This is a genomic window from Kitasatospora sp. NEAU-69, from assembly GCF_057158765.1.
Genome location: NZ_JBWXUE010000033.1, coordinates 12593 through 35281 on the forward strand (window position 1 = coordinate 12593; position 22689 = coordinate 35281).

Here is a 22689-nt window from a genome sequence, read left to right on the forward strand (position 1 = left end):
CCAGCTCGGGAGCTCCCACATGCGTATCCGCCGTAACCAGCTTTCCCACACCGGCCGTCGCGCGCTCGCCACGGCCGGTGTCGCCGCCCTGGCCGCGACCGCGTTCGCCGCGACCGCCACCCCGGCCTCCGCCGGTTCCGCGCACTTCGGCATGAAGCCGCTGCACGGCGCCTCGCAGGCCCGGCCGAACGCCACCACCGCCAGCGGCTCGACCCTCGCGGTCGACTCCAGCGGCAGCCAGGGCGTGGTCTCACCGACCCCGAAGGTCTACCTGGTCTTCTGGGGGTCCCAGTGGAAGAACGACCCGGCCGGGGTCGCGCCCGACATGCAGGCGATGTTCAAGGGCCTGTACGGCAGCCAGGACACCTGGGGCACCATCCTCGACCAGTACTGCGAAGGCGTCGCCAAGGGCACCACGACCTGTGGCACCAAGGGCACCCACGTCCAGCACCCGACCAGCACCCCGCTGGCCGGCGTCTGGTTCGACAACGCGGCGGCCACGCCGACCAACTCGACCGCCGCGCAGCTCGCCGCCGAGGCGGTCAAGGCGGCCGGGCACTTCGGCAACAAGACCCAGGCGCCGAACCTGAACGCGCAGTACGTGATCCTCTCGCCGACCGGCACCCACCCGGACGGCTTCCCGAGCTCCGGCTTCTGCGCCTGGCACGACTTCACCACCTCGGCGAGCTACGGCAAGATCGCCTACACCAACCTGCCGTACGTCCCGGACACCGGCGTCGACGGCTGCACCACGCTGACGGACGGCCGGGCGCTCTCCGGCATCGAGTCCACCGAGACGCATGAGTACGCCGAGACGGTGACCGACTTCTGGCCCAGCATCGGCTGGAACGGCGCCAACGGCGAGATAGGCGACGAGTGCGAGAACATGGACGCCTTCGTCCCGCTCAGCACCGGCAGCTTCGACCTGCAGGGCCTCTGGTCGAACTCGGCGAACAAGTGCGTCACCAAGGGCTGAGCACGCACTGAAGCCGCCGGCCGCGTTCAGGCCGGCCTGATCAGTCCGCTGCTCAGGCCGGCCGCGATCGCGGAGGTGCGGCTGTCCACGCCGAGCTTGTCGTAGATGTGCACCAGGTGGGTCTTGACGGTGGCCTCGCTGATGAAGAGCCGCTTGGAGATCTGCCGGTTCGCCAGCCCCTCGGCCAGCAGTTGCAGGATCTCGGCCTCCCGCGGCGAGAGCGTCGGCCGCCCTGCCCGGACCCGCCCCAGCAACCGGGCGGCGACCGGCGGGGCGAGCACCGTCTCACCGCGGGAGGCCGCCTGCACGGCCGCCACCAAGTCCTCCGGCGGGGCGTCCTTGAGCAGGTAGCCGGTCGCCCCGGCCTCGACGGCGGAGAGGATGTCGGCGTCGGTGCTGTAGGTGGTGAGGATCAGCACCGCGGGCGGGCTCGGCCGGGCGGTGATCCGCCGGGTCGCCTCGACGCCGTGCATGCCGGTGCCCATCTGAAGGTCCATCAGCACCACGTCCGGCCCCGGCGCACCGCTCTGCGCGAGCTCGTCGAGCAGGCGCAGCGCTGCCGCGCCGTCGGCGGCCTCGCCGACGGCGGTCAGCTCGGGCAGGTCGTCCACCATCGCGCGCAAGCCCCGGCGGACCACCGGGTGGTCGTCGACCAGCAGCACCCGGATCACCGGACCGCCCCTTCCGCGTGCTGCACACCGACGGCACCAAGCGGCTCGCTGAGCACGCTCTCCGCCGTCTCGATCGCACGCAGCGGCAGCGAGACCGCGACCGCCGTGCCCTCACCGGGCGCCGACTCCACGGTCAGGCTGCCGCCGAGCGCCGCGATCCGCTCGCGCATCCCGTGCAGGCCGAACCCGCCGTCACCATCACCGCCACCAGTGCCACCACGCTCAGCGGCGTCGAAACCGACGCCGTCGTCGAACACGTCCAAGGTCACCTCGTCATCCAGATAGCTCAGCGTCACGGCGATCCGCCGGGCGCCCGCGTGCCGCACCGCGTTGCCCAGCGCCTCCTGGGTCAGCCGCAGCAGCGCCACCTCGGCCTCGACCGGGAGCGGATACGGCTCGCCGTCCTGGTGGTACGCCGCGCCGCGCCCGGCGGCGAGCCGGCGCAGCGCCTCGGTCAGCGTGGTGTCGTCCAGCGCGGGCGGGGTCAGCGCGTGGACGAAGCGACGGGCCTCGGCGAGGTTCTCGGCGGCGGTCTGCCCGACCTCCCTGATCCGCTCGGCGGCCGTCGCCGGATCGGCGGGCAGCGCGCTCTCGGCCGAGCGGGCCAGCAGCACGATGCTGGACAGGCCCTGCGCGAGCGTGTCGTGGATCTCCCTCGCCAGCCGCTGCCGTTCGGCGAGCCGGCCGGCCTCGCGCTGGGTGGCGGCCAGCTCGTCGCGGGTGCGCACCAGGTCCTCGATCAGCCGCTGCCGGCCGCGGCTCTCCCGGTAGAGCGCGACGTAGCCGTAGGCGGTGAGCAGCGCGACGGCCAGGCCGGCCAGCGGGCCGAGCACCTTGGCAGTGGTCAGACCGCCCTCGGTGTGCGCCTGGGCGGCGACCACGATCCCGGTCAGGCCGAGCACGGCGGGCAGCGCGATCCGGGTCGGCAGCAGGTGCAGGCAGGCGAAGTAGAGCGGGAAGGCGAGGTAGCAGAACTCCGGGTGGAGCAGCGTGAGCCCGGTCCAGAGCGCGGTCACCAGGACCAGCCAGCCGCCGGCCCGGCGCCGGTCGGCGCGGACCGCGGGCAGCAGGCCGCCGCCCAGGTAGACCGCGCCGAGCGCCGTCGCCGTCGCCAGCCCGGCCGCGCCGAGCGATCCGTTCAGCACACCGCGGATCCCCAGCACGGCCAGAAGGGTGAAGAACAGCCCGTGCAGGGCGAGGTTCATCAGCCGCAGCGCGGGGGTGCTCGCAGAATGACCGGCGGGCTCGGGGTCGGGCTCGGGCCGGCCGTCGTGTTCGGCGTCTGGTTCGGGGTCGCGGTGCGGGCTCACGCCTCCCGAGGGTACGGGCCGTCCCGCGCGGATCGGCCCCGAGCGGCATCAACCGTTCGATGTATTCGCGGGTGCACCGGTCGATGGGGGCGGGAAGCACACGTCTCCACGATGGCTGCGGGCCCGCCGGTCGGGAGAGTGGAGACGTACTCGCCGACCCAGGACCCCCAGGACCGATGGGTCCATGGCGACAGCCCACCGACAGGAGCATCAGACCCGTGTTCGTCGCCCTGCGTGACATCCGCTTCGCCAGGGGCCGCTTCGCCCTGATGGGCGCCGTGGTCACCATGATCACCACACTGGTGGTCTTCCTGTACGGCCTGACGGGCGGGCTGGCCTCGGCCGCGTCCTCCACGGTCGACGGGCTGCCCGCCGGCCGGATCGTCTTCGGCGCACCGGCCGGCGCCGCGCCGAGCGTCTCGTTCAGCTCCAGCAGCATCTCCGCCGGCCAGCAGGCCGCCTGGGCCGGCGCGCCCGGGATCGCCTCGGCCGAGCCCTTCGGCATCGCGATGACCCGGCTGACCGGTGACGGCGCGGCCGCCTCGGTCAGCGTGCTCGGCGGCTCCGCGGCGCTGCTGCCGCCGCTCGCCTCGGGCAGCGCCCCGCAGGACGGCCAGGTCGTGATCGGCACCGACACGGCCACGGCCGACCACCTGGCCGTCGGGCAGCAGGTCCGGATAGGGCCGAAGACGCTGACCGTCTCCGGCCTGACCGCCGAGCGCTCCTACGCGCACGCCCCCACCGTCTGGACCACGCTCACCACCTGGCAGGCCGTCGGTGGCCAGAGCCAGCCGACCGCGCTGGCCGTCCGCACCACCGGCGGCGCCGACCTCGGCACGCTCGACAGCGCGCAGAACACCAAGGCCGTCCCGCTCGCCGACGCGCTCGCCGGGATCGACGGCTACGCGGCCGAGCAGGGCAGCCTGCAGATGATCCAGGGCTTCCTGTTCGCGGTCAGCGCGCTGGTCGTCGGCGCGTTCTTCACCGTCTGGACGGTGCAGCGCAAGCCCGACATCGCCGTCCTCAAGGCGGTCGGCGCGAGCAGCGCCTACCTGGTGCGCGACGCGCTCGCGCAGGCGGCCGCCGTGCTGCTCGGCGGCGCGCTGCTGGGCGCGGCAGCCGGCGCGGTCGGCGGCGCGATCGCCTCCGGCGGGGTGCCGTTCGACCTGAGCGTGGCCAGCGTGGCCGTACCGGTCGTCGTGATGGTGCTGCTCGGCCTGGTCGGCGCCGCGCTCGCGGTGCGCCGCATCACCTCCGTCGATCCGATCGCCGCCCTGGGAGCCAACCGATGACCAGCACCGTCCCGCACTCGCCCACGCAGACCCGCACCGGCCTCGCCCTCCACGGCGTCACCCTCACCTATCCCGACGGCGAGCAGCGCCTGACCGCGCTCGACGACGTCTCGCTCGCCGTCGCCCCCGGCGAGTTCACCGCCGTCGCCGGCCCGTCCGGCTCCGGCAAGTCCAGCCTGCTCGCGGTCGCCGCCACGCTGCTGCGCCCGGACCGCGGCCAGGTGCTGATAGACGGCCAGGACGCCGGCTCGCTGAGCGACCGGGAGCGCACCGCGCTGCGCCGGGACCGCCTCGGGATCGTCTTCCAGCAGTCCAACCTGCTCGCCTCCCTGACGGCGGTCGAGCAGCTCCTGGTCCTCGCCGACGTCCGCGGCCGCCGGGTCAGGGACGAGCGCACCCGCGCCGAGCAGCTCCTCGCCTCCGTCGGCCTGGGCCCCGACAAGCAACAGCGCCGCCCCCACCAGCTCTCCGGCGGCGAACGCCAACGGGTGAACATCGCCCGCGCCCTCTTCGGCGACCCGTCCGTCCTCCTGGTGGACGAGCCCACCTCGGCCCTCGACCACGAACGCGGCGCCCAGATCGTGGACCTCCTCGCCGAGGTCACCCGGCTCCACCGCACGGCCACCGTGATGGTCACCCACGACCGCGAGCTACTGGGACGGGTCGACCGGGTCCTGGAGATGGTGGACGGCCGGCTACTCGTCCGGGCCTAGCAGGCTGTCCACGTCGAGCTTCACCGAAGCACCGATGGAGTCGGGGAGTGCGAAGGATTCGCCGGCACGGTAGGGCGCCTGGACCCGGTATTCGCCGTCACGCGGGTCGGTGAGAACGAGGACCCGGCGCCTGGTCCGATCGACGATCACGTACACCGGGATACCGGCTGCCGCGTACGCGAACGGCTTCTTGCGCAGATCGTCGCTCAGGTTGGACGAGGTCACCTCGACGACCAGCCGGAAGACCGCGGGCTCATAGCAGTTGTACTTGACGCGATGGTCCCGGACATCGGCATCGACGACGGCCAGGTCCGGGATCGCATAGTCCGAAGGACCGTCCGGGAGCCAGACGCCGATTCCCTGGTGAACCTTGGTCTCAGCACCTTGCAGGCCGGCTGCCAGAAGCGGGATCATCAGCTCGGTAAGTGAATCGGCGTGTGAGCTGTCGGCGGGGGGCGTCACGGTGATCTGGCTCCCAAGGATCTCGACGCGATAGCCCGCGTGCTCCCGGGAGAACTGCTCAGCGACTTCGAGCAGGGTCATCGAGCCGAACGAGTGCTCTACGGCAGCGGCGGACATCAGCGACCTCCGGTCGGGCCAGGTATCGATGGCATCATCGTAGGCCGCCGTCCCCGCCCGCGAGCGGAACCGGCGGCCTTCACCCGAACGGGTAACGGGCCCCTACCGCGTGCCGAGCCGCAGGGCCGGCTTCTCGTCCTCGGCGCTCTCCTCGCGGCCCTCGGCCCAGAGGGAGCGGATGTGGCCGAGGTGGCGGGCCATGCAGGCCTCGGCCGCGTCGGCGTCGCCGGCGACCATCAGGTCGAGGAGTTCCAGGTGCTCCTCGGCGGAGGAGACGAGTTCGCCGCGCTGGTCGAGGCGGGTGAGGCCGTAGAGGCGGGAGCGCTTGCGCAGGTCGCCGACGACCTCGACGAGGTGGGCGTTGCCGGCCAGGCCGAGCAGGGTGAGGTGGAACTGGCGGTCGGCTTCCAGGTAGCCGATCAGGTCGTGCCGGCGCGCGGCCGCGACGATCTGCTGGGCGACCGGGCGCAGCGCTTCGAGCTGCTCGGTGCCGGCGGTGCGGGTGACCCGGCCGACGGTGGGGACCTCGATCAGGGCGCGGATCTCGGTGAAGTCGTCCAGGTCGCGCTCGGTCATCTCGGTGACCCGGAAGCCCTTGTTGCGCACCGCCTCGACCAGGCCCTCGCGGGCCAGGTCGAGCATCGCCTCACGGACCGGGGTGGCCGAGACGCCGAAGTCGGCGGCGAGCGCCGGTGCGGAGTAGACCACGCCCGGGCGCAGCTCACCGGAGATCAGCGCGGCCCGGAGCGCGTGGGCGACCTGGTCACGCAGGCGCTCCTGGACGGAGATGAGAGGGCGGGGCTTCGACTCGGTCACTGCGGTCCTCCGGAGGGTGCGGAGCACCAGCGTACAATGTCACGTTTCTTCCACTTGGTAGCGGATCCCCCATCATCCACCCTGACCCACCGTCAGGGGAATGCCCCCGGCGGCGCCGGTATCCGCCGGGGAGCCCGGCGCGCCCTGGCGGAGCCGGTGGCGCCGGTGGATCTCGGCGGCCACCGCGAGGTCCTGCCAGGCCATGCCGACGCTCTTGAAGAACCGCGGCCGGTCGAACGAGACCTCCGGCTTCCCCGTCCCGGTGACCAGTTCGGCGAGGTTGACCCACTCCCCCGCAGCCTCCGGCGGCAGCGCGAGCAGCAGGTCGCCCGCCTCGCGCAGCGCGACCGCGCGCGCCTCCACGTAGCAGGCCGAGCGGCGCACCAGCTCGCCGTCCACCTCGCGGCCGGTCGGCGAGTGCGAGCCGACGGCGGCGACCGCCGCGTGCGCGGGCAGCAGGGCGCCGTCGAAGAGCGGTTCGGTCGCGGTGGTGCAGCAGACCACCAGGTCCGCGGTGGCCACCGCGTCCGGCGTGCCGGCCTCGGCGGCCAGGCCGAGCCCGCGCGCGTGCTCGACCAGCTGCTCGGCCGGCCCGGCGCGCCGGGCCACCACCGTGACCCGCTCCAGCGGCCGGACCGCGCGCACCGCCGCGAGGTGCCCGTACGCCTGCGGGCCGGTGCCGAAGAGCACCAGGTGCGCGGCCTGCGGCACCGCCAGCCGGTCCAGCGCGACGGCCGTGACGGCGGGCGTGCGCAGCGTGGTCAGCTCGGCGCCGTCCAGCAGCGCGAGCGGGAGCAGCGTGGCGCCGTCCAGCAGCAGGTAGCTGCCGGTGATCCGGGGCAGGCCGCGGTCGGCGTTGGCCGGGGCGACCCCGGCGATCTTGACGCCCGCGTAGCCGTCCGCCGCGGCCGGCATCAGCAGCAGTTCGCCGGCCGGCACCGGGACGTTCGAGCGGGCCGGGCAGCTCTCCGGGTCCAGCCCGCTGCGCAGCGCGGCCGTGATCGCCTCGATGGCCGCCGGGAACGACAGGTCCACGGGGAGGAGTTCGGTCACAGCAGGAACCCCGTTCCGAGCTCGTCCGCCGCGTCCAGTTCGAAGCGGTGCTCGCCGGTGCGGAACGCCTGGCCGGTCACCTCGGTGATCAGCCCGTCCGGGTGCGCGCCGGCCAGCCGTCCGGTGAAGACGGTGCCGATCACCGACTCGTGGCGCAGCTCGTCCCCCGCCGTGATCAGCCCGTCCGCCGCCAGCAGCGCGAGCCGGGCGGAGGTGCCGGAGCCGCACGGCGAGCGGTCGATCTGGCCGTCCGCGAAGACGGTGACGTTGCGCTGGTTCGGCCCGGTCGGCGTGTCGGGCAGCTCCTGATGGAAGATCACGCCGTACAGGTCGTACTCCGCGACCAGCGCGGCGCGGATCTCGCGGCCGAGCGCGGTCAGCTCCGCCAGCGTGCCGAGCTCGACCGCGGGGACGGCCAGCGAGGCGTAACAGGCGCCGGAGTCGGCCAGATCGACTTCCAGCGTGCCGCGCGAGGTGGCCACCGCCAGCTTGCGGGCCACCACCCGGGTCGGCACGTTGCGGAAGGTCACCGCGGTGGTGCGCCCGCCGGCGCGATGCACCGCCGCGGTGACCCTGCCGGACGGCACGTCGATGCGCACCCGCGCCGTGCCGTCGTCCGGGGCCGCGACCAGGCCGCTGTCCACGGCCCACGCGCCGAGCGCGATGGTGCCGTGGCCGCAGGCGGTCGAGTAGCCGTCCTTGTGGAAGAAGAGGACGCCGAGCTGCGCCTCGTTGTCGTCGGGCGGGACGACGAAGCCGCCGTACATCCCGGCGTGCCCGCGCGGCTCGTGGGTGAGCAGCCGGCGCACGGTGTCCAGCCGGCTCGGGCGCGGCGCGGTGGCCGAGCCGCCGGCGCCGAGCGCGATCGCGCGGCGCTCGGCGACGGTGTCCCCGGCCACCACCGGCAGGCCGCCGGTCACGATCCGGAACGGCTCACCGGCGGTGTGATAGTCAACGGTGCTGACCACGCCGGCCAAACCACCGACCCCACCTACGGTCACCGCGAGCTCCCCGCCGGCAGCAGCGAGACGGTGCGGCTCGCGGTGTAGAAGTCGAGCGCCGCCTGCCCCTGCTCGCGCGCGCCGTGGGAGGCCGCCTTCGCCCCGCCGAACGGCAGGTGGAAATCGACGCCGCTGGACGGCGCGTTGACCCGGATCATGCCCGCGTCCAGCCGGTCGGCCGCAGCCAGCGCGGTGTCCAGGTCGCGGGTGTGCACCGAAGCGGCGAGCGTGTGCGGGGTCGCGTTGGCCAGCGCGATCGCCTCGTCCAGATCGGCGGCCGGGATCAGCACCGCGATCGGCCCGAAGAACTCCTCGTCCAGCAGCGGGTGCCCCTCGGCGACCTCGGCCAGCAGCGTCGGCTCGATGAACCAGCCCGGCCCGTCGGGCACCTGGCCACCCGTCAGCAGCTCGGCGCCGCCCGCGACCGCGGAGTCGATCGCCCAGGTCAGCCGCTCCCGCGCGGCCTGCGAGATGACCGGCCCGCTGTCCGCGGCGGCCGCCGCGAGCGCCTTGACCAGCGCCGCGCGCAGCGGCTCCAGCGCCGCGCCGACCGCGATCACCCGGCTGGTCGCGGTGCACTTCTGGCCCGCGTAGCCGGCGATCGCGAACGCCAGGTGCGCCGCGGCCTGCTCGATGTCGGCCTCCGGCAGCACGATCGCCGTGTTCAGCCCGCCCATCTCCGCCTGGACCGGCACGCCGCGCTCGGTGGCCGCGCGGATCACGGCCCGGCCGGTCGTGGTGGAGCCGGTGAACGAGACCACGTCGGCCGCCGAGACGAGCGCCGCGCCCTCCTCGCCACCACCGGGGACCACGGTCAGCACGTCCTGCGGCAGCGCGAGCAGCTCGGCCAGCCGCAGCGCGCAGGCGGTCGCCTCCGGCGCGGGCTTGAGCACCGCGGTGTTGCCGACGGCCAGCGCCGGCGCGGCCTTCCAGACCGGGATCGCGAACGGGAAGTTCCACGGCGTCACGAGCCCGGCCACGCCGTACGGGCGGCGCCGGGTGAGCAGCAGCCCCTCCCCGGCGGCGGTCTCGTGCACGGCGCCGGACGCCGCGAACGGCGCCTGCGCGTAGTAGCGCAGGATCGCGACGGTCCGGGCCACCTCGCCGCGGGCCTCGGCGAGCGGCTTGCCCACCTCGCGCACGGCGAGCGCGGTCAGCTCCTCGGCGTGCGCCTCGACCGCGTCGGCGGCCCGGCCGAGCGCGGCAGAGCGGGCGGCGCTGCCGGCGGCCAGCCAGCCGGGCTGCGCGGCCCGGGCCCGCTCGACGGCGGCGGCGGTCCCGAAGGCCCCGGGGACGGGCACCTCGACCACCAGGTCGGCGGGGTCGGCGGGGTTGTGGGAGGCGATGGAGGCGATGGTGCTGGTCACAGGAGGAACCCTCCGGGGAACGGGTCGGTCGGGTCGAGGAAGTACTGCGCGGTGCCGGTCACCCAGGCCCGGCCGGTGACGGTCGGCACGACCGCCGGGCGCCCGGCCACCTCGGTCTCCTCGACCAGGCGGCCGATGAACCGGGTGCCGATGAAGGACTCGTTGGTGAAGTCCTGGCCGATCGCGAGCTCACCGCGGGCGTGCAGCTGGGCCATCCGGGCGCTGGTGCCGGTGCCGCAGGGCGAGCGGTCGAACCAGCCGGGGTGGATCGCCATCGCGTGCCGGCTCAGCTCGGCGTTCGAGCCGGGCGCGAGCAGGTTGACGTGGTGCACGCTGTGGAACGACGGCTCGAGCGGGTGCACCGGCCGGTCGTCGGAGGCGTTGATCGCGTCCATCAGCGCGAGTCCGGCGGTCAGGATCTCCTGCTTGCGCTCGCGCTCGAACGGCAGGCCGAACTCCGCCAGCGGCAGGATCGCGTAGAAGTTGCCGCCGAAGGCCAGGTCGTAACTGACCGTGCCCCAGCCGGGGACGTCGATCTTCTGGTCCAGCGCGACCGAGTACGAGGCGACGTTGCGGATGGTCACGGCGGTGGCCGCGCCGTTCTCCACCCGCACGTCCGCGACGACCAGCCCGGCCGGGGTGTCGAGCCGCACGGTGGTGACCGGTTCGACGACCGGCACCATCCCGGTCTCCACCAGCACGGTGGCCACGCCTATGGTGCCGTGCCCGCACATCGGCAGCAGGCCGGAGACCTCGATGAAGAGCACCCCGTAGTCGGCGTCCGGTCGGGTCGGCGGCTGCAGGATCGCGCCGCTCATCGAGGCGTGCCCGCGCGGCTCGTACATCAGCAGCGTGCGGAACTCGTCCAGGTGCTGCTGGAAGTGCACCCGGCGCTCGGCCATCGTGGCCCCGGGGACCACCCCGAAACCACCGGTGATCACCCGGGTGGGCATGCCCTCGGTGTGCGAGTCGACGGCGTGGAAGACGTGGCGCGTACGCATCGGTGCCCCTTCATCGGCTGATGGACAAAACGATCGGGACGGTCGCAATGATCCGGCCGCCGCGATCGGGCCGCAGCGATCCGGCCGGACCGGGCCGCCGGGAACGGCCCCGGCCGCCGGAGCGGCCGGGAACCAAGGACCAGGGCCTGTCCGGCGACAGGCCCTAGGCGCCGGGAACCGGCCCGCGGACGGGCGGGCCGGTTCGGCGGCTCGGTCTGCTCAGCCCAGGCCCTCGGCCAGGGCCTTCTCGGTGGCGGCGCGGACCGCCGCCTCGATCTCGGGCGAGAGCGGCAGTCGCGGCGCCCGGGTCGGGCCGCCGGGCAGCCCGGCGATGTCCATCGACAGCTTGATCGCCTGGACGAACTCGGTCTTGGAGTCCCAGCGCAGCAGCGAGTGCAGCGCCTTGTAGAGCGGCAGCGCGACGTCCAGGTCGTGCCCGACCGCGGCCTGGTAGAGCGCGACCGAGGCCTGCGGCAGCGCGTTCGGGTAGCCGGCGATCCAGCCGACCGCGCCGGCCAGGGCCAGCTCCAGCAGCACGTCGTCGGCGCCGATCAGCAGGTCCAGGCCCGGCGCGAGCTCGGCGATCTCGTACGCCCGGCGGACGTCGCCGCTGAACTCCTTGACCGCCACGATGCTGCCGTCCGCGTGCAGGTCGGCGAGGAGCGAGGGGGTGAGGTCGACCTTGGTGTCGTACGGGTTGTTGTACGCCACGATCGGCAGACCGGCCTTGGCGACCTCGGCGTAGTGCGCGCGGACCGCCGCGGCGTCCGCCCGGTAGGCGTTCGGCGGCAGCAGCAGCACCGAGCCGGCGCCGGCCGCGGCGGCCTGCTCGGCCCAGCGGCGGGACTCCGCGCTGCCGTACGCCGCGACGCCCGGCATCACGCGGGCGCCGTCACCGGCCGCCTCGACGGCGGTCTCGACGACCTTGGCGCGCTCCTCGGCGGTGAGCGTCTGGTACTCGCCGAGCGAGCCGTTGGGGACCACGCCGTCGCAGCCCGCGTCGATCAGCCGGCGGACGTGCTCGGCGTAGGCGTCGTAGTCGACGGAGAGGTCGGTGCGGAACGGCAGCGTGGTGGCGACCATGATGCCGTGCCACGGGCGGGTGCGGTCAGGTGTGGGGTGCGTCACGGACGGTTCTCCTTGGTGGGATGTGACATTTTATAGATGCGCGGACGGTGGGCGCAAGAACCTCGGCACTGGGCTGGTCCGGAGGAGTCGGCCGAGGCTGCGCGGTGGACGTCGAGTGGTCGATGGGTGATCGGCGGGTGATCCGGCGGGTGGCCCGGGTTCGTCAGGCCTCGGCCTCCGCGGGCAGCGCCGCGAGTTCGCCGAGCGGGACCGGACAGGAGAGCGGACGGCGGTCGGCGGCCGGCTCGGCCGAGCCGGCGAGACAGGACACAGCCGCGCCGCACATCCGCCCCTGGCACCAGCCCATACCGGCCCGAGTGAGCAGCTTGACCGTCCGGGCATCGGTCGCGCCGAGCTCCTCGACCGCCTCGGTGATCTTCGCCGCCGGCACCTCCTCGCAGCGGCAGACCTCGGTCTCCGGCCGCAGCCAGTCGGTCCAGCCGGCGCCCGGGCGGTGCGCCTGCGCCATCAGCTCGGCGAAGGCCCGCAGCCGGCGCCGCCGGGAGAGCAGCGCGCGCGGCGCGGCGCCACCGGCGACCGCGATCGCGGCCAGCTCGCCCTCGGCGGCGGCCAGCTCCGCACCGCCGACGCCGCAGGTCTCGCCCGCCGCCCAGAGCCCGGCCACGGTGGTGCGCTGGCGGCCGTCCACCCGCAGCGCGAGCGTGCCGTCCGGGACGGTCCTGGTCGCCGCGCCGAGCTCGGTGGCGAGCTCGATCTGCGGGATCAGCCCGTGGCCGACCGCGAGCGCGTCGCACTGGATCCGCCGCTCGGTGCCGGGGACCGGGCGCCAGTCGGCGTCCAGCCGGGCCACCGTGACGGCGGTGACCCGGTCGGTGCCGTGCGCCTCGATCACCGCGCTGCCGCGGCGCAGCCGCACGGCGTGGCGGGCGAGCGCGGCGCCGTGCACCGCGCCCTCCAGCAGCTTGCCGGGGACGGCACCGAGCACCTCGGGGCGGCGGGCGTAGCCGAGGTAGTCGCCCGCCTCCACCACCGCGGGCACGCTCGCCCCGGCGGCGGTCAGCGAGGCGGCCGCGGCCAGCAGCAGCGGGCCGCTGCCGGCCACCACGACCCGGCGGCCCGGCAGCACCAGCGAGGCCTTGAGCATCGCCTGCGCGCCGCCGGCGGTGACCACGCCGGGCAGCGTCCAGCCCGGGAACGGCAGCTGCCGCTCGTACGCGCCGGTCGCGAGCAGCACGGCGGCCGCCCGCACGATGGTGCTGCCGCCGCCGTCCGCACCGGTCGCGGCGTGCAGCCGCCAGTGCGCGGCGGCTGAGGCGCCGGCCTGAGACTCACCCGACTGCCGCTCCCCCGGCGGCCGCTCCAGCAGCCAGACGTGGTGCTGGATCAGGTGGGTGACCCGGCCGGTGGCCACGTGCGCGGCGAGCCGGTCGGCCAGTGAGCTGTAGACGGCCCAGTGGTGGTGCAGGCGGTCCGGCCGGGCGGCACGCAGCTCGGGGGCCGGGTGGCGGTAGTACTGACCGCCCGCGCGGGCACCGGCGTCGAGCAGCGCACAGCGCAGGCCGCGGTCGGCGGCGGCGACCACGGCGGCGAGTCCCGCCGGGCCGGCCCCGATCACCGCGAGGTCGTAAGCCCCGGCGGCAGCAGCGCCATCAGATCGCGAGGTCGGCACGGCCGTGGCCCTCCTGGGTGGTGACGGTGTCCCCGGGGTTGGCCGGGAGCAGGCAGGTGCGCTGGTTGGGGCTGCCGTTGACGGTCGCCAGGCAGTCGTAGCAGGCGCCGATCCCGCAGAACGCCCCGCGCGGGCGGCCCGTCACCCGGGTCCGTCGCCAGGCCATGATGCCCTGGGCCCAGAGCGCGGCCGCGATGGTCTGCCCGGGCAGCGCCGGGATCGGACGGCCGTCGAACTCGATCGTGTGGGCCGGGCTGGGGTCGGCCGCAGCGAGTGCGGCGGGCGTGCGGCGCATGGCAGGGGTCCGTTCTCGGTCAGCTGGGCAGGCTGGGCAGGTCGGGTGGCTACGGATGGGTCAGGCGGTGAAGCGGTCCGGCCGGAACGGCGTCAGATCGGTGGTCGACTGCTTGCCCGTCAGCTGCTCGGCGATCAGCAGCCCGGTGACCGGCGCCAGCCCGATGCCCGCGCCCTCGTGCCCGCAGGCCTGGTAGAGGCCGGGCGCGCGCGGGTCGGCGCCGATCGCCGGCAGGTGGTCGGGCAGGTACGGACGGAAGCCCCGGTACGCGCGCAGCACCCGCACCCCGGCGAGCACCGGGAAGAGCGCGGCGGCCTGCCCGGCCAGCCGGCGCAGCACCTCCACCGACATGTCGCGGTCGAAGCCGACCCGCTCCCGGCTGGCACCGATCAGCACCGGCCCGGACGGCGTGCCCTCGACCACGCCGGAGGTCTGCAGCGCGGCCGAGCCGCTCGCGACGTCGGCGACGTAGTCGGCGGCGTAGACCTTGTGCCGCACCAGGCGCGGCAGCGGCTCGGTGACCAGCACGAAGCCGCGCCGCGGCAGCACCGGCAGGTGCACCCCGGCCAGCGCGGCCACCTCACCGCCCCAGGTGCCGGCCGCGTTGACCACCGCCGCGGCGGCGAGTTCGCGCCGGGCCGTGCGCACCCCGCGCACCGCGCCGTCCGCGCCGGTCAGCAGCGCCTCGACGTTCTCACCGAGCAGCACCTCGGCGCCGGCCTGCCGGGCAGCGCGCAGCAGGTGCGCGGCGGCCAGCGCCGGCTGCACCTGGGAGTCCTGCGGGTAGTGGAAGCCGCCGGCCAGGTCCGGAGCCAGGTGCGGCTCCAGCTCCGGCAGCTCGTCGGCGGCGATCTCGCGGGCGAGCACCCCGGCCGCCTGCTGGGTGGCGGCGAAGGCGCGCAGCGCGTCCAGTCCGGCCGGATCGGCGGCGACCACCAGGCCGCCCTTGGCCTCGTACTCGATCGCCGCGGGCAGTTCCCCGGCCAGCTCGCGCCAGAGCTCGGCGGAGAGCTGAGCCAGTGCCAGCTCGGGGCCCGGTGCCTTGTCCGAGAGCAGCAGGTTGCCCTCGCCGGCGCCGGTCGTCCCGCCGGACACCGGGCCGCGGTCGAGGACGGCGACCGACAGGCCGGCCCGGGCGGCGTAGTACGCGCAGGCGGCACCGACGACGCCGGCGCCGATCACCACGACGTCGTGAGGGGGTCTCGTGAGCACGTCAGTAATATGTCACATTGCGACTGGGCTGCCAAGATGCCACGCACCTGACATTCCACGCAGTACGACCGGCGTGAACGGCGCCCCGGCACAGCCCCTGCACAGCCCCCGCACCCCGGACAGCACCGCGCCCCGGCCCGCACGGTGGCGGACCGGGGCGCAGCACACGACGCGGAGGGGCTCAGCCTCACGTGATGTCGTCGTCGACCTGCTCGCCGCGCGCGGCCGGGACCGAGGCGGTCGGCTGCGCCGAGGCCACCACGGGCGCCGAGGCCTCGACGGCCTCCGGGCCGCCGACCGCGCCCACGCTCAGGTCCAGGTGCGAGGCCTCCTCGTCGGAGAGCCCGGCGTCGGGGTTGCGCCGGTTCCGCCTGCGGTCGTTCATCAGCGCGATGCCGACCGCGACGAAGTAGAGGATCCAGATCGGCGCGGCCAGCGCGAGCATGCTGACCGGGTCGGCGCTCGGCGTGGCGACCGCCGCGAAGATCGTGATGCTCATGACCATCGCGCGCCACCAGCCGAGCATCCGCTTGCCGGAGATCATCCCGGCCATGTTCAGCATCACCAGCAGCAGCGGGAACTCGAAGGCCAGGCCGAAGACCAGCACCATCCGGGTCGCGATGTTCAGGTAGTTCTCGACCGGCAGGATCTGGTGCGCGCCGATCGGGGTGAACGAGCCCAGCACCTCGATGGTGGTCGGCATCAGCAGGAACGCGCAGGCCACACCGGCCAGGAAGAGCGGCGTTCCGGCGGCGAGGAAGACCAGCGAGTACCGCTTCTCGTGCCGGTGCAGGCCGGGCGAGATGAAGGACCACAGCTGGTAGAGCCAGACCGGGACGGCCGCCACCAGACCCGCCGTGAGGCAGACCTTCAGGGTCAGGTTGAACGGCTGCGTCACACCGATGACCGCGATGTCCGCGCAGTGCTTGACCCCGGGCTTGGGGTGGCCCAGGGCGTCGCAGGGGGACAGCGGGGTCATCACGAAGTGCAGCAGCTTGTCCTTGAAGACGAACGCGACGATCGTGGCAACCACGATCGCCAGCACCGACTTGACCAGTCGGTTGCGCAGCTCGCGCAGGTGATCGCCGAGGGACATCCGTCCGTCGGGGTCTTTAGGCGGCTTGGAAGACTTGCTCAACCCCGGTCCTCAGACTCGTACGTCGCGGACCGCCGGTCGGCGGTCCGCAGGTCGGTGACCGGCCGGGCGCTCAGCGCGCGCGGCCGCTCGGCTGTTCGGTGACCGGCCGCGCGGTGGAGGCATCACCGGGCGCGGCCTTGATGGTCCTGACCGTGTCACTGTGGTCCGCCACGCCGGGACGCGCGGCGCGCCGGTCCGCGGACGGCGCACCGGGCCCGTTCACACCCTTGGCGTACTCGTCGGCGAACTCGTCCTTCAGCGCGGCCGTCTCGCTCTTCAGGATCCGCATCGAGCGGCCGAGTGCCCGCGCCAGGTCCGGCAGCCGCTTGCCGCCGAAGAAGACCGCCGCCATCGCGACGATCAGAAGCAGCGCGAGGAGCCTGCCCATGGCGACTTCCTTCTCCTGGTACGCGGCCGACCGGATCCCGGGGGATCCCGCCGCTGGTGGACTGGAACGGTCGGACCCGCCGAGAGCGCGAGTCACGCTGAGAGCCTAACCCGCGCGCGATGGCCGCCGAAGCCCCCGGGGGCCGACCGTTGGCGCACCGCCGGATGAAGTTTTCGGCGCTCCGCCGGCCTCGCGCGCCCCCACGGGCCGCACCGGGGTCAGCTGCGCACCGAGCGGTCCAGCTCCTCGGCCGCCCCGGCCAGCGCTTGGGTCGCGCCGTCCACCTGCTTCGCCAGCCCGCGCACGTCGAGCCACAGGCGCATCGCCAGCACTCCCAGCACCACCAGGCCCGCGGTGGCCAGCACCACCGCCCCGACCATGGTCCACGGCATGTCCGCTCCTCTGCTCACCCGGCCAGTCCCACCGCTGTCACCGGCGCCGTCACCGGCTCTGGCCACCGTCGACGCCTACCAGGCGCATCGTCGAGACGCCCGCCGCGGTCAGCGCCGCGACGATCTTCTCACCGGCCGGCTTGCGCACCGCGGCGCCGCAGGCCGGACAGCTGAAGCTGTAGAAGGTCCGCTCCTTGGTACGCCCGAGCGCCAACCGGAACTCCGAGGCGGCCAGCTCGACCTTCTCCCGGCACTGCGAGCAGTAGACCTTGAACCGGGTCTCCGCCCGGGCCGGGGCCGGCGCCGGCACGGCCGGCGACAACGCCGGGCTCAGCGCCGGGGTCAGCGCCAGGGCCGGCGCCGGCACCGGAACGAGTGACGGTGGCTCCATCTCAGTGCGCCCCGCCCGGTAGCGCGTCCTGGTAACCGGCCAGCGCGGCCCGGGCCGCCGCGCGGGCCTGCTCGGCCAGCGGCGCCGGGGCCACGATCCGGCCGTCCCGGCCCAGCCGCAGCGCCAGCGAACGCAGACTGGACGGATCGGAGCTGCGCATCGTGATCCGCAGGCCACCGTCGGGCAGCTCCTGCGCACTGTCGTGCGGGTAGTACTCGGCGACCCAGCGACCGGCCTGCGCCACCTCGACGACCACCTCGGGGTCGTCGGCGGCCGGGTTGACCAGGCCCTGCGAGAGGTCGCGCGGCTCCAGCCGCGGCGGGTCGGCCGGCTCGTCCAGGATCCGGACCTCCTCGACCCGGTCGAGGCGGAACAGCCGGCGGTCCTCCGAGGCGCGGCACCAGCCGTCCAGGTACGTGTGCCCCTCGGTCAGCAGCCGGATCGGGTCCACCTCGCGCTCGGTCATACCGCCGCGCCCGTGCGAGTAGTAGCGCAGCCAGATCCGCCGGCCCTCGCTCAGCGCCCGGTCGATGTCGGCGAAGACCTGGCCCTCGGCCTCGAAGGTCACCCCGACCCGAGCGCTGCCCTCGGCGCTCTCCCCCGCCGCGTTCTCGATCTTGGCGACCGCGCGGGTCAGCGCCTGCCGGTCGCGCTCACGCAGACCCGGCAGGCCGGCCACCGCGCGCGCGGCGACCAGCAGCGCGGTCGCCTCGTCGGCGGCCAGGCGCAGCGGCTGCGCCACGTCGTCGACGTTGTGCCACCAGATCCGCTCGCCGTCGGTGTCGATGTCCAGCAGGTCGCCGCCGCGGAAGCTGGTGCCGCACATCGGCAGCACGTTCAGGTCGCCGATCAGCTCGCGCTCGGTGATGCCGAAGGCACGGGCCACCTCGGCCACCTCCGCGCCGGGACGCTCGCGCAGGTAGGTGACCAGCGAGAGCATCCGCCGGGTCTGGTCGATCGCGTTGCTCATGCCTGCGCTCCCTGCGAAGCCGTCTCGGAAACCGTCTCGGACGGGCCCGCCACCGCGCGCAGCCGCTCCAGCACCTCGGAGCGCAGCTCCTCGGGTGCCAGCACCACCAGGTCGGGCCCGTACTCGGCCAGGTCCGCGTCCAGCCCGTGGCCGTACGGGACCTCCAGCTCGTCCCACCGCTCGTCCAGCTGACGGACCGCCAGCGCCTTGGCCCGCAGCGGGTAGCCGGTGCCGCGCCGCAGCCGCACGGTCGCGCTCGCGGTCGCGCCCTCGCCGGCGAAGGCGGCCACCGTGGCGCGCACGTCCACGTGCTCGGGCACCGGCGCGGTGAACGCGCCCGCCCGCGCGCGGACCTTGCCGGTGATCCGGCTGAGCCGGAACACCCGGCCCGCCGCGCGGTCGCGGTCCCAGCCGGCCAGGTACCAGTGGCCGCGCCAGCACTCCAGCGCCCACGGCTCCACCGAGCGCGGCTCGGTCGCGGCAGCACCGGCCTTGCGGTACTCGAAGGCGACCGGCCTGCGGTCCCGGGCCGCGATCAGCAGCGGCTCGAAGGCGGCCTCGCGCACCGGGATGTACGGCTCCAGCGCGGTGCTGCCGCCGGCCGCCGGCTCCTCGAACGGCACGCCGGCCGCCCGCAGCTTCTGCAGCGCGCCGCTGGCCGCGCCGGAGAGCCGGGCCTGCTGCCACACCTTGGCGGCCAGGTTCAGCGCGGCCGCCTCCTCGGCGTCCAGCGCGATCTCCGGCAGCCGGTTGCGGTCCGGGCGGGCCAGGTAGCCGGCCTCCCCGTCCAGGGTGTTCTCGTCCACGTCGATCACCAGGCCGAGCTCGCGCAGGTCGTCCTTGTCGCGCTCGAACATGCGGTTGAACGCGTCTTCGCTGCCGTGCTGCCAGGCCTCGCGGTAGGCCTCGATCGACTCCCGCAGCTCCCGCTTGGAGAGCGGTCGTCGGGTGTTCATCAGGCACAGGGCGAGATTCATCAGCCGCTCTGCCTTGGCGATCGCCATCGCTGACCCTTCCGGTGGTGCGCGCCGTGCGCGGGGAGTGCGCTGCCGGGAGGATCACCCGGCGACCTGACCGTACCGGTAGCGGGACTCGGCGCAAAAGCGGAGCCGGACGGACGGCGCGAACGCGGCCGGCCGCACCCCTCGCGCGAGGGGTGCGGCCGGGATGACGCTGCGTCAGACCGTTCGGTCAGACGCCCAGCAGGTCGACCACGAAGATCAGGGTCTCGCCCGGCTTGATCGCCCGGGTCGGCGACTGGTTGCCGTAGGCCTTGTGCGCCGGGATGGTCAGCTTGCGACGGCCGCCCACCTTCATGCCGACGACGCCCTCGTCCCAACCCTTGATGACCCGGCCGCCACCGAGCGGGAAGCGGAACGGCTCGCCGCGGTTCCAGCTGGCGTCGAACTCCTCGCCGGTGCTGAAGGCCACGCCGACGTAGTGCACGGTCACGTTCTGGCCGGGCTTGGCCTCCGCGCCGTCACCCACCGTGATGTCCACGATCTCAAGGTCGGCCGGCGGCTCGCCCTCGGGGAAGTCGATCTCGGGCTTCTCGATGCTCACAACTGCCTCTTCTCGTCGGCCGCCCCAGGGCGGCCCCTCGTCAAAACACAGCACAGCGGCGGACCGCCGTACCGAGTGGCTCCGTCCGGAACCACCGTACGACCGTCCGCCGCCCACGCTGATCAGGCCCGGCCGCGGGTCGCCCCGATGGCCAGTCCACCATTATGGATCACGCAGTCACGCGTGGCGATCGACCTTACTGATCCGCCGAGCCGACTCCGGCGTCCAGGATGTCCACCACGAAGACCAGCGAGGCGTTCGCCGGGATGTTGCTGCCGGCCGGCGGCTGGGCGCCGTAGGCGAGCGCGGCCGGGATCACCAGCTCGATCCGGCTGCCGACGTTCTGGCCGACGATGCCCTTGTCCCAGCCCTGGATCACGCTGCCGCCGCCGGTCACGAAGCTGAAGGCCTGGCCGCGGTCGAGCGAGGAGTCGAACTTCTTGCCGTCCTTCAGCGTCACGCCGGTGTACTGGACGACGACCTTCTCGCCGCTCTCCACCTTCGGGCCCTTGCCCTGGATCAGCACCGCGGTCTTCAGGTCGGCCGGGTCGGCGACGTTGGCCGGCGGGGTGATCTCGTCCGCCTTGCCGGGGACCTCCTTGACCGACGGGAAGTCGGCCGGCGGCGCCGTCACGTCGCCGCTGACCCGCGCGTTCGGCGCGCTGACCCGCTCGACGTCGATCACCAGCACCAGGTTGTCCTTCGGGCCCAGACCCAGGCCCGGGTTGCCCTGCGAACCGAAGGCGGCGGCCGGCGGGGCGACCACCAGCAGCCGGCTGCCGGCCTTGTGGCCGACCACCGCGGAGTCCAGCGCCGGGATCAGCTGCCCGGCACCGGCCTGGAACAGCTGCGGCTTACCGCTGTCGTAGGAGCCCTGGATGTCCTTGCCGGTCGTCCAGTCCTTGAGGGTGAAGTCGGCGGTGACCCAGTTGCCCTTGTCCGCCTTGGCGCCGTCGCCCTCGATGACCGGCTTGACCACGAAGGAGCCGTCCGGCTGCTGACCCTGCGGCAGCGTGATGGTCGCCTTCTTGCCGAAGTCACCGCTGACCGTCGGCAGCACCTTGGCATCGGTCTTGATCGGCGGCACCGGCGGGGCGCTCGGAGGCGTGCTCGGCGCCGCGGTGGCGCTGTCCGAGGCCTTCGTCGAGCTGCCGTCGTCCTTGTTCACCAGGTAGAGGCCGACGCCGCTGCCGACCAGCAGCACCGCCAGCACCACGCCGAGCACCACGCCGAGCCGGCCGGTGCCGCCCACGTTCTCGTAGTCGGCCTCGGAGATCTCCTGCTTGCGCACGGTGGACGCGAAGACCTGCGGCTCCTCCGGCTTCGGCGCGGCCGAGGCGGGGACCGGCTCGACCGGGCTCGTCCAGCCCGCCTGCTGCTTGAGAACCGAAGGCGGGATCACGATCGACTCGCCCTGTCCCGGCAGCGGACCGCCGGGCCTCGCGGCCGACGGGTCGGCAGCCGCGCCACTCGCGGTGTCGGCCTCGCTCGGGCCCGACGGATTCTCAGCCATGACTTCCCATCCTCGCCATCAGTTAGCTCGCCAGATCGCTCGCCGCACGCTCGCCCGAGTTGCTCGCCGCTGTGCGAATCGGCAGCAGTATGTCAGTTCACCATGAGGGCGGGCACTCATCGAGTGTGCATGACACTCGAGGAGTACCCGCCCGAATGACGAGCAGTCGCTGCCCGCGGTCCCGGCCGCGCGGCTTCACGGCTTCACCGCTGCGCGGCACGACCGGCTCGGGGTACGACTAGACAGCTTCCAGGATGTCGATCACGAAGACCAGGGTCGAGTTCGCCGGGATCCCGTTCTGCGCCTGATCCTTGTAGCCGAGCGCCGGCGGCACGACGAGCATCACCCGGCTGCCCACGGTCTGACCCACCAGCCCCTGGTCCCAGCCCGCGATCACCGTGCCGGCCCCGATCTGCAGCGCCTGCGCTCCACCGTGGCTCCAGGAGGAGTCGAACTGCTGCCCGTTGCTCCACAGCACGCCGGTGTACTGGACCAGCACGCTCTGGCCCGCCTTCACCGCCTTGCCGTCACCCTTGATCAGCACCGAGGTCTGCAGCGAGGTCGGCGCCGGCGTGTTCGGCGGGATCGTGATCGTCGGCGCCGCCTTGCCGTTGTCCTTCACCTGCGGCAGGTTCGCCGCCGCCTGCGTCATCGTGCCGGTCACCACCGCGTCCTGCGGGACCGACTCCACGATGTCCAGCGCGAAGACGACCGTGTCGCCCTTGTTCACGCCCAGCTGGCTGCTGCCCTGGTCGCCGAAGGCCGCCGAAGGCGGGGCCACCACGAGCACCCGGCTGCCCACCTTCTTGCCGACCACGCTCTGGTCGAAGGCCGGCAGCAGGTTCCCGGTCCCCGCCTGGTACAGCTGCGGCTTCTGCCCGGAGTCGTACGAACCCGGCACGTCCTTGCCGGTCGTCCAGTTCTTCGCGGTGTAGTTCACCGTCACCCAGTCGCCGTGGTTGACGGTCGCCCCGTCGCCCTCGATCACCGTGCTCACCACGAACTGGCCGGACGGCTGGCCCGGCGGCAGGTTGATGGTCGCCTTGCTGCCGACCTCGCCGGAGACGGTCGGCATCGGCGAGGCGGAGCTCACCGGGCTCGGCACCGCGGGCGCCGAGCTCGTCGGCGCCGCGGACGGCCCGGTCTTCACGGGCGAACTGCTGCTGCACGCCGCCAGCACCAGCATCGGCAGGACGACGAGCAGGCCGGCGGTGCGTCGCACGGGATCCTCACAGTGGGTGGGTCGAGTCGAGCTCGGTCAACTCGACCCACCCTAGATGCTGATCACCG

Annotated in this window: 24 protein-coding genes; 3 read left to right on the forward strand and 21 right to left on the reverse strand. The window is 73.9% G+C overall.

The genetic code is table 11. The features are described from left to right. Nucleotides 1–19 precede the first annotated feature (19 nt). Nucleotides 20–976, forward strand: a complete 957-nt coding sequence (locus tag AC060L_RS29820) for a hypothetical protein (protein WP_483802060.1) — start codon at nucleotides 20–22, stop codon at nucleotides 974–976. A 26-nt stretch (nucleotides 977–1002) separates the two neighbouring features. On the opposite strand, the gene AC060L_RS29825 is transcribed toward AC060L_RS29820, so the two are convergent. Together AC060L_RS29825 and AC060L_RS29830 are read right to left on the reverse strand one after the other, a co-directional pair. Next, nucleotides 1003–1647, reverse strand: coding sequence for a response regulator (locus tag AC060L_RS29825; RefSeq protein ID WP_483802061.1), 645 nt, complete (start codon nucleotides 1645–1647; stop codon nucleotides 1003–1005). Next, nucleotides 1644–2957, reverse strand: a complete 1314-nt coding sequence (locus AC060L_RS29830; RefSeq protein WP_483802062.1) for a sensor histidine kinase — start codon at nucleotides 2955–2957, stop codon at nucleotides 1644–1646. The genes AC060L_RS29825 and AC060L_RS29830 overlap by 4 nt, the downstream gene beginning before the upstream one ends. Nucleotides 2958–3175: 218 nt before the next feature. Between AC060L_RS29830 and AC060L_RS29835 the strand changes: the two genes are divergently transcribed. Together AC060L_RS29835 and AC060L_RS29840 are read left to right on the forward strand one after the other, a co-directional pair. Beyond that, the gene (locus AC060L_RS29835) at nucleotides 3176–4249 is read left to right on the forward strand and encodes an FtsX-like permease family protein (protein WP_483802063.1); all 1074 of its coding nucleotides are present in this window, start codon (nucleotides 3176–3178) and stop codon (nucleotides 4247–4249) included. Further along, nucleotides 4246–4962 (forward strand): ABC transporter ATP-binding protein, encoded by a 717-nt coding sequence (locus tag AC060L_RS29840; RefSeq protein WP_483802064.1) that lies wholly within the window; start codon nucleotides 4246–4248, stop codon nucleotides 4960–4962. The genes AC060L_RS29835 and AC060L_RS29840 overlap by 4 nt, the downstream gene beginning before the upstream one ends. Here AC060L_RS29840 and AC060L_RS29845 read toward each other — a convergent pair. The 19 genes from AC060L_RS29845 to AC060L_RS29935 form a co-directional block, all read right to left on the reverse strand. Continuing rightward, nucleotides 4945–5541 (reverse strand): Uma2 family endonuclease, encoded by a 597-nt coding sequence (locus tag AC060L_RS29845; RefSeq protein ID WP_483802065.1) that lies wholly within the window; start codon nucleotides 5539–5541, stop codon nucleotides 4945–4947. The two genes, AC060L_RS29840 and AC060L_RS29845, sit on opposite strands and share 18 nt — an antisense overlap. A gap of 102 nt (nucleotides 5542–5643) precedes the next feature. Further along, entirely contained in the window at nucleotides 5644–6357 is a 714-nt protein-coding gene (locus tag AC060L_RS29850; protein WP_483802066.1) for a GntR family transcriptional regulator, read from the reverse strand. Between the two features lie 72 nt (nucleotides 6358–6429). Beyond that, nucleotides 6430–7410 (reverse strand): ornithine cyclodeaminase family protein, encoded by a 981-nt coding sequence (locus AC060L_RS29855; protein WP_483802067.1) that lies wholly within the window; start codon nucleotides 7408–7410, stop codon nucleotides 6430–6432. Continuing rightward, nucleotides 7407–8378, reverse strand: a complete 972-nt coding sequence (locus tag AC060L_RS29860; protein ID WP_483802068.1) for a proline racemase family protein — start codon at nucleotides 8376–8378, stop codon at nucleotides 7407–7409. The genes AC060L_RS29855 and AC060L_RS29860 overlap by 4 nt, the downstream gene beginning before the upstream one ends. Before the next feature lie 29 nt (nucleotides 8379–8407). Further along, nucleotides 8408–9778 (reverse strand): aldehyde dehydrogenase family protein, encoded by a 1371-nt coding sequence (locus tag AC060L_RS29865; protein WP_483802069.1) that lies wholly within the window; start codon nucleotides 9776–9778, stop codon nucleotides 8408–8410. Then, complete coding sequence (locus AC060L_RS29870; RefSeq protein ID WP_483802070.1) at nucleotides 9775–10779, reverse strand: proline racemase family protein; 1005 nt, start codon at nucleotides 10777–10779, stop codon at nucleotides 9775–9777. Before AC060L_RS29870 ends, AC060L_RS29865 begins: the two co-directional genes overlap by 4 nt. Before the next feature lie 219 nt (nucleotides 10780–10998). Further along, nucleotides 10999–11862 carry a dihydrodipicolinate synthase family protein gene (locus AC060L_RS29875; protein WP_483802131.1) on the reverse strand — a complete coding sequence of 288 codons (864 nt, stop codon included), beginning with the start codon at nucleotides 11860–11862 and terminating at the stop codon, nucleotides 10999–11001. 208 nt (nucleotides 11863–12070) lie between these two features. Next, nucleotides 12071–13537, reverse strand: a complete 1467-nt coding sequence (locus AC060L_RS29880) for an FAD-dependent oxidoreductase (RefSeq protein ID WP_483802071.1) — start codon at nucleotides 13535–13537, stop codon at nucleotides 12071–12073. Then, nucleotides 13518–13832 carry a (2Fe-2S)-binding protein gene (locus tag AC060L_RS29885; protein WP_483802072.1) on the reverse strand — a complete coding sequence of 105 codons (315 nt, stop codon included), beginning with the start codon at nucleotides 13830–13832 and terminating at the stop codon, nucleotides 13518–13520. The genes AC060L_RS29880 and AC060L_RS29885 overlap by 20 nt, the downstream gene beginning before the upstream one ends. Before the next feature lie 60 nt (nucleotides 13833–13892). Continuing rightward, nucleotides 13893–15044: an NAD(P)/FAD-dependent oxidoreductase gene (locus AC060L_RS29890; RefSeq protein WP_483802073.1), complete on the reverse strand. Its 1152-nt coding sequence runs from the start codon at nucleotides 15042–15044 to the stop codon at nucleotides 13893–13895. A gap of 187 nt (nucleotides 15045–15231) precedes the next feature. Next, nucleotides 15232–16140, reverse strand: a complete 909-nt coding sequence (gene tatC, locus AC060L_RS29895; RefSeq protein WP_483802074.1) for a twin-arginine translocase subunit TatC — start codon at nucleotides 16138–16140, stop codon at nucleotides 15232–15234. 112 nt (nucleotides 16141–16252) lie between these two features. Further along, a complete protein-coding gene (locus AC060L_RS29900; protein WP_483802075.1) occupies nucleotides 16253–16570 on the reverse strand; it encodes a twin-arginine translocase TatA/TatE family subunit in 318 nt (105 codons plus the stop codon). A 218-nt stretch (nucleotides 16571–16788) separates the two neighbouring features. Then, on the reverse strand, nucleotides 16789–16962 hold the full coding sequence (locus AC060L_RS29905) for a hypothetical protein (protein ID WP_483802076.1): 174 nt from the start codon (nucleotides 16960–16962) through the stop codon (nucleotides 16789–16791). Nucleotides 16963–17011: 49 nt separating this feature from the next. After that, nucleotides 17012–17353 (reverse strand): hypothetical protein, encoded by a 342-nt coding sequence (locus tag AC060L_RS29910; RefSeq protein ID WP_483802077.1) that lies wholly within the window; start codon nucleotides 17351–17353, stop codon nucleotides 17012–17014. Nucleotide 17354: 1 nt separating this feature from the next. Beyond that, nucleotides 17355–18323 carry a helix-turn-helix transcriptional regulator gene (locus tag AC060L_RS29915; RefSeq protein WP_483802078.1) on the reverse strand — a complete coding sequence of 323 codons (969 nt, stop codon included), beginning with the start codon at nucleotides 18321–18323 and terminating at the stop codon, nucleotides 17355–17357. After that, complete coding sequence (locus AC060L_RS29920; protein ID WP_483802079.1) at nucleotides 18320–19327, reverse strand: helix-turn-helix transcriptional regulator; 1008 nt, start codon at nucleotides 19325–19327, stop codon at nucleotides 18320–18322. The genes AC060L_RS29915 and AC060L_RS29920 overlap by 4 nt, the downstream gene beginning before the upstream one ends. A 187-nt stretch (nucleotides 19328–19514) precedes the next feature. After that, nucleotides 19515–19886, reverse strand: coding sequence for an FKBP-type peptidyl-prolyl cis-trans isomerase (locus AC060L_RS29925; protein ID WP_483802080.1), 372 nt, complete (start codon nucleotides 19884–19886; stop codon nucleotides 19515–19517). A gap of 196 nt (nucleotides 19887–20082) precedes the next feature. Then, on the reverse strand, nucleotides 20083–21399 hold the full coding sequence (locus tag AC060L_RS29930; protein ID WP_483802081.1) for an FKBP-type peptidyl-prolyl cis-trans isomerase: 1317 nt from the start codon (nucleotides 21397–21399) through the stop codon (nucleotides 20083–20085). A gap of 238 nt (nucleotides 21400–21637) precedes the next feature. Further along, nucleotides 21638–22621: an FKBP-type peptidyl-prolyl cis-trans isomerase gene (locus tag AC060L_RS29935; protein ID WP_483802082.1), complete on the reverse strand. Its 984-nt coding sequence runs from the start codon at nucleotides 22619–22621 to the stop codon at nucleotides 21638–21640. Between the last annotated feature and the right edge of the window lie 68 nt (nucleotides 22622–22689).